The sequence below is a fragment of the Phormidium pseudopriestleyi FRX01 genome (assembly GCF_017313335.1).
GTDB lineage: Bacteria > Cyanobacteriota > Cyanobacteriia > Cyanobacteriales > Laspinemataceae > Laspinema > Laspinema pseudopriestleyi.
In genome coordinates, this window is sequence record NZ_JAFLQW010000261.1 from 1 (window position 1) to 5,546 (window position 5,546).

Here is a 5,546-nt window from a genome sequence, read left to right on the forward strand (position 1 = left end):
AAACGCACAATCCAGCGATACTGGAGGGTATTTTCCGCCATCGGTTTACCATCGGAGTCTGGGTAGAGGATATGAGAGGGGATAGAAGTTTGAACCATAGTCCCGGTAATTGTTAATTAGGGGATTCATGTATTATAACAAAATGAGTGAAACATTATCAATTATCAATTATCAATTATCAATTATTCATTATATCCGTGTCGAGTGTAGGGCGCAACTGAATCAGCCGATCGCCCTCACGACTGCGAGGAATCACCACCAACGACGGGCGGCGGGTTTCATCCCGTTTAGGAAGTGCCGGGAAAATATAATAATCTCCGTCTACATCAATCAGCAGCCGCCAGACGCGATTCTGGATCGGGTTATTAATCGCCTCACTTAGCAGTTTCTGGTAGCTGATGTCATCACCAATAATGCGGATACCTTGGGGATTGCGAATATTATCCGGGTTCACCCCCAGGGGAAAACTATCCTCCCGCACCACCACTGTCACCACCGGGAGAGACGAAGTTTCATGCACGGCATCCCGCCACGCATCCGCTTCTCCCTGCCATTGTGCCAGCCAGAAACAGCCCGCCAGCAGCCAACAGATAATCACCGTTTCATCCAGGAGCGATCGCAGAAAGCGCAGGGATTGATACTCCAACAGGTGGAACTCCAGAAACGATTTCAGCAGTTGCAGCAGTCCCCGATACAACCGAAACAGCCCGCGTTTCCAGAGCCTTTGAGGCGGTTGACCCCGGGCTAAACGAGTATTCAGGCAATCCAATATCCGCCGATAGATGTTCTGGGCTTGCCCTTGTAATCTTTGGGAGGGTTGCCCTTCCAGTAACCACAGGCTGCAATATACCCCCACCATCATCAAGGCGATCGTTATAATAGTATGGAGAATGGCTCGAAAACTGCCGAAAAACACCTGAAAGGCAGCAATATAAAACGACTCTAGGGGCAAAGGGAGAGTGGTGACTTCCAATTGGAAAAACCCGAAATAGATCCAGCGATAAGTCCAACCCGTGAAGTATAGCACCGCCCCCAACATCACCAATAAACTGGCAATCCTTCCCAGTGCAAAAGTTTCCGGGGGCAAACGCGGTGGCTCACTCATCTCAACCTTACTCCCAAAGATTACAATCAACCTCATTGAGGATACATCTCAGATGGGCAAATCGGCCCTCATCCTAAGTCCCTCACCCCCCTCACCCCAACCCTCTCCCAGAGGGAGAGGGAGCAAGAGGGGGAACCCAATTCAAAGTCCCTCTCCCGTCTTGGGAGAGGGATTTAGGGTGAGGGCCGACTTACCCCCTCACCCCAACCCTCTCCCAGAGGGAGAGGGAGCAAGAGGGTGAGGAATGCCCTCCCCATCGAGTTCTAAACCAGTCTAATCTGTAATGAAACATCCAACTTGCCAAATCTTGTCACTCGTTTTCATGCTTTCCTCCCTGGGAATAGCCGGATGCGGCATGAGCTTTTCGTCCCAAACCGCTGAAGTGACCCCCACTGAGCAAATTATCCAAGTGAAGCTGCCGGTGAATGTCAAAATTGAGTTAAAAGCTGGGGGGAGTGGCAATCATGAATTGCGAGGATTTAACCCCGAAACCCGGCTACTGCAATTGGCAGGAGTGTCCCGAGGATTACCCCTGACGGAAATTGCCAAAATAGAGCGCGATCGCCAGCAGAATCCGGGGGTAGTTCTGGGACGGCGTGCTAATATTCGCGGCGAGGATATGGGAAAGCCAGAAACTTGGCGAGTTCCCTTCTCTGCCATGCAGTCTGGGCAGGAAACCCAGATCACGATTCGGGGTCCAGAGGCTTGGAATAATGATGAATTACAGGGGAAACTCGAACTCCAGAGCGATTATGAGTTTGTGTTAGATGAAATCATCCCCTTGTCAGAAGATGAGATGGAAATGGTAGTGAGTCTGGTGCGTCGTCCCCCGGAGGATTAAGTCACTTACAAGAGTAGGCTTTTTCTGTTTATGGTGATTGAACTTACGATTAACTTCAGCGACGGTCCCCGGACCTTGGCAAGGGGAGGGTTAGGGTGGGGTGTCGGCGGTGATGTAGCGATCGCCACCTCACGCACTATGAGCAGCCTGTTGGGTTTATTTCTACTGAAGATGATATCCCTAGACTGGTCAGTGCCTATCCACTCCCCTAAAATTTAGTAAACCATGATTAGTGAATTAGACCGAGTTGTTTTAACCGTAGATTTACCGGAATATGATTTAAAATCCGGCGATATGGGCACCGTTGTCTTAGTCCATCAAGAAGGTTTGGGCTATGAAGTAGAATTTATGACGATCGCCGGAGAAACTGTTGCCATTGTTTCTCTCTTGAGTTCTCAAGTGCGGGGAATTGGAGACAGAGAAATTGCTCAAGCGCGGGTTCTAGCATCATCATGAATGGGAGTCTGAGAAAACTAGAAATTGAAGACCTGTTCTCCGTCTATCACTTGTCCCTGTTCAATTTGAGTGGCATCGAGCGCAATTTCCTGACGCAGTTCACTCAGGTATTGCTGGTGTTGGTCCAGGAGTTCTAGGGCAGCTAAGATGACCTCATGGGCGGATTGGTAATGTCCTTGGTTGAGTTGAGCAGCAATCCGTTGTTCTATTTCTGGGGTGCGGGAGAGGTTCATGGCAGCAGCAAGAGCGTTATTATCTCGATTATAGTAGGGGAGAAACAGCAGGGGCGATGAGGATTAGATTAGGGCTCTGTGGCTGTTGGGGGGACTCAATTTCTGCGCCTTCGGGCAATAATAGAGGAGAGGCAGTTACAGGGAGAGTTGAGCTATGACTGGACGCTGGGTAAGTTCGCTGTTGACAGTTTCGCTGCTGTTGGGGATGGGTTCTCTGTCGCCTTGGGTGGGGGCACAGACGGTTGTGGTGCAGGGGAGACTGTCGGCAAGGGAGGTTAGGGAACTGTTACAGCAGGGCACTCAACAGACACAGCAAGGGCAACCTGTACAGGCGATCGAAACATTTGAGCGTGTTGTAGAGGCTGCTCGGCAATTGCAACATCGAGATTTGGAAGGTGTAGCCCTTTCAGGGATTGGTCGCAATTATGGCCGCATTGGACAAAAACAAAAGGCTTTAGAATTCTATAAACAAGAGCTGATTATTTGGCAAGAGACAAATAATAGGTCATGGGAAGCCACAACCCTCTATGAAATTGGTCGAGTGTACGATGCCTTGGGCAACCGGACTCAAGCCCTGGACTACTACCATCAGGCTTTGCTGATTCGGCGAGAAGTGGGCGATCGCCCTGGGGAAGCCAGCACTCTCTATAAGATTGGCTCGGTTTACCATGTCTTGGGCAAGTGGGCAGAAGCCTTAGACTACTTCAATCAAGCCTTACCAATTTTGCGAGAATTGGGGAATCGTTCAGGGGAAGCCAGCACCCTTAATAACATTGGTGCAGTGTACAATGCCTTGGGCAACCGAACGGAAGCCTTAGACTACTTCAATCAGGCTTTGCCAATTCAGCGAGAAGTGGGCGATCGCGCAGGTGAAGCCACCACTCTCACTAACATTGGCTTGGTTTACTATGCCTTGGGCAGCTACCGTCAAGCCCTGAACTACTTCAATCAAGCCTTACCGATTCTGCGAGCAGTGGCCGATCGCCCTGAAGAAGCCAACACCCTCAGCAACCTAGCCGCCGTCTACCGAGACACCAATCAACCCGAAAAAGCCATCACCCACTGGGAAGACTCCCTCAACATCCTCCTCTCCCTCCGGGGCGAACTGCAAAAAGAATTCCGCGAGACCTTCCTCAAAACCAATCGCGGCCCAGCCGTTGCCTTCGTGGATTTCCTTATCGACCAAAACCAGCCCCAACGCGCCTTTGAATGGGCGAACCGCTTCACCACCTACGAACTCGCCGACTATAACCGTCTCATCGGTGTGAGAGTTGCCAACCCCGAAGCCCAAGCGGCCCTTGATGACTGGAACGACCAATCCCAACAACTGCAAGCCCTACGCCAACAACTGCAAGACAACTTCAGCCCAGCCCTCGCAGACCAAATGCGCGACTTAGAAGCCCAAGTCTCCCAACAAGCCGAAACCCTTGCCGCCACCTACCCCGAAGTCGCCGAACTCTTTGAAATTCAACCGGAAGACCTCAGCCAACTGCAAGCCAGCCTCCCCCCCGGAACCGTTGTCTTACAACCTGTTCTCCTCACAAACATCCAAAACGTTCCCAGCACGATCGCCCTCTTCCTCCTCAGTCGCGATCGCCTCAGCGTCCAGAAAGTCCCCATCGATGCCGATGAATTTAACAACTGGGTGACAGACTATCGCCAAATGCTCCAAAGCCGCAATTCTGGCTATCGTCGCGTTTCCGCCTCCCTCTACGACCACCTCATCCGCCCCGTTGCCGCAGACATTGAGGCACTCAACCCCCAACAACTCGCCATCATCGCCACCGGGTCCCTGCGACAATTCCCCTTTGAAACCCTCCGGGACTCACAAACCGACAGCTTCCTCCTGCAACAGTACCCCATCCATTACCTCACTCGTCTCTCCAGTCGTTCCCTCCTCGCCAATCCTTCCCCCTCCCGGTTTCTCACTTTCCCCCTGTGGACGATTCCCCTCCTCCTAGGACTCCTAGGCATTGGAACAACAGTCAAACACCATTGGAAACTGGGGGGAACATTGCTCACCCTCGCCCTTCTCACCGCCACCCTTTCCCCCCGCTTCTCTGGGGGCTACCGAGTTCTCGGCTTTGCCAATCCCCAACCGGAAGACCCCTTTAACCTACCGGGAACGGAAGCCGAAGTCGATGCCATCCTCCGCCTCGCCCCAGAAAGTGAGATTTACCGCCACCAAAAGGCCACCTTGGAACAGTTCAAACGTCAATCCCCCCGTCATCGCTATCTGCATCTAGCCACCCACGGCTGTTTTCAGCAATTGGGTTGTTGTTTGGGAGAGACTTGTGCTGATGATGAGCAACGAGAAATCCACATGAACCCCAACACTCTGTTATTTGCCGATGGGGAATATCCCCTAGCGGATGCGGCGTTACTGGGGTTACAGGATACGCAATTGGTGGCATTGACCGCCTGTCAGACAGCGTTACAGACCAATATCGATGGGGATGCGATTATGGGGATGGCTTATATTTGGGAACGTGCCGGGGCCAGGGCGTTGATGGCGACCTTGTGGAATGTGGATGATGCGGCGACGGAGGCGGTGACAACGGAGTTTTATCGCCTGATGATGGAGGAGGGGTTAACCAAGGTGGAGGCGTTGCGTCAGGCGAAGTTAAGTCAGTCTCACCGTCATCCGTTTTTCTGGTCGCCTTTAGTGTTGATTGGCGACCCCCGTTAGGGAGTCATCCGAAATCGGATTTATTTGGCAAAAGATGCTACAGGTTGCGAAAGTTCAAGACTACGAGTAACATAGAATAGATGTCTATTTTTCCTCCAGGATGATGAGCATGAATCCACTCTCTACTTTAATTGCCAGTGATACCTGGGTTCCTGCCACCTGGAATGAGTACCTGAGTGCTTTGGATGACCCCGCCCATGCTAAATCCAAAGGCTATTACAG

General features: G+C 51.7%; 6 protein-coding genes and 1 pseudogene. 4 read left to right on the plus strand and 3 right to left on the minus strand.

Annotated features, from left to right (window positions below; all coding sequences use genetic code 11):
• Positions 1 to 98 (minus strand): annotated as a pseudogene (locus tag J0895_RS25825) (Uma2 family endonuclease); the annotation flags it as partial.
• An 80-nt stretch (positions 99 to 178) separates the two neighbouring features.
• Positions 179 to 1,105 carry a hypothetical protein gene (locus J0895_RS09545; protein WP_207087871.1) on the minus strand — a complete coding sequence of 309 codons (927 nt, stop codon included), beginning with the start codon at positions 1,103 to 1,105 and terminating at the stop codon, positions 179 to 181.
• A gap of 307 nt (positions 1,106 to 1,412) precedes the next feature.
• On the opposite strand from J0895_RS09545, the gene J0895_RS09550 reads away from it, so the two are divergent.
• From J0895_RS09550 to J0895_RS09560, 3 genes are read left to right on the plus strand one after another with little or no spacing between them, the layout of a single operon-like run.
• Positions 1,413 to 1,946, plus strand: a complete 534-nt coding sequence (locus J0895_RS09550) for a hypothetical protein (RefSeq protein ID WP_242541175.1) — start codon at positions 1,413 to 1,415, stop codon at positions 1,944 to 1,946.
• 30 nt (positions 1,947 to 1,976) lie between these two features.
• Positions 1,977 to 2,165, plus strand: a complete 189-nt coding sequence (locus tag J0895_RS09555; protein ID WP_207087872.1) for a hypothetical protein — start codon at positions 1,977 to 1,979, stop codon at positions 2,163 to 2,165.
• Between the two features lie 6 nt (positions 2,166 to 2,171).
• Positions 2,172 to 2,402: a DUF4926 domain-containing protein gene (locus J0895_RS09560; RefSeq protein ID WP_207087873.1), complete on the plus strand. Its 231-nt coding sequence runs from the start codon at positions 2,172 to 2,174 to the stop codon at positions 2,400 to 2,402.
• A gap of 17 nt (positions 2,403 to 2,419) precedes the next feature.
• Here the strand turns inward: J0895_RS09560 and J0895_RS09565 are convergent, their stop codons facing one another.
• Entirely contained in the window at positions 2,420 to 2,635 is a 216-nt protein-coding gene (locus J0895_RS09565) for a ribbon-helix-helix domain-containing protein (RefSeq protein WP_207087874.1), read from the minus strand.
• Between the two features lie 154 nt (positions 2,636 to 2,789).
• Between J0895_RS09565 and J0895_RS25830 the strand changes: the two genes are divergently transcribed.
• Positions 2,790 to 5,324 carry a CHAT domain-containing protein gene (locus tag J0895_RS25830; protein ID WP_242541176.1) on the plus strand — a complete coding sequence of 845 codons (2,535 nt, stop codon included), beginning with the start codon at positions 2,790 to 2,792 and terminating at the stop codon, positions 5,322 to 5,324.
• Positions 5,325 to 5,546: the final 222 nt, after the last annotated feature.

Bases quoted from the DNA above. Each gene is read 5' to 3' on its own strand.
- J0895_RS09545 (WP_207087871.1), bottom strand. From the start codon at position 1,105: ATGAGTGAGCCACCGCGTTTGCCCCCGGAAACTTTTGCACTGGGAAGG.
- J0895_RS09555 (WP_207087872.1), top strand. From the start codon at position 1,977: ATGGTGATTGAACTTACGATTAACTTCAGCGACGGTCCCCGGACCTTG.
- J0895_RS09560 (WP_207087873.1), top strand. From the start codon at position 2,172: ATGATTAGTGAATTAGACCGAGTTGTTTTAACCGTAGATTTACCGGAA.
- J0895_RS09565 (WP_207087874.1), bottom strand. From the start codon at position 2,635: ATGAACCTCTCCCGCACCCCAGAAATAGAACAACGGATTGCTGCTCAA.
- J0895_RS25830 (WP_242541176.1), top strand. From the start codon at position 2,790: ATGACTGGACGCTGGGTAAGTTCGCTGTTGACAGTTTCGCTGCTGTTG.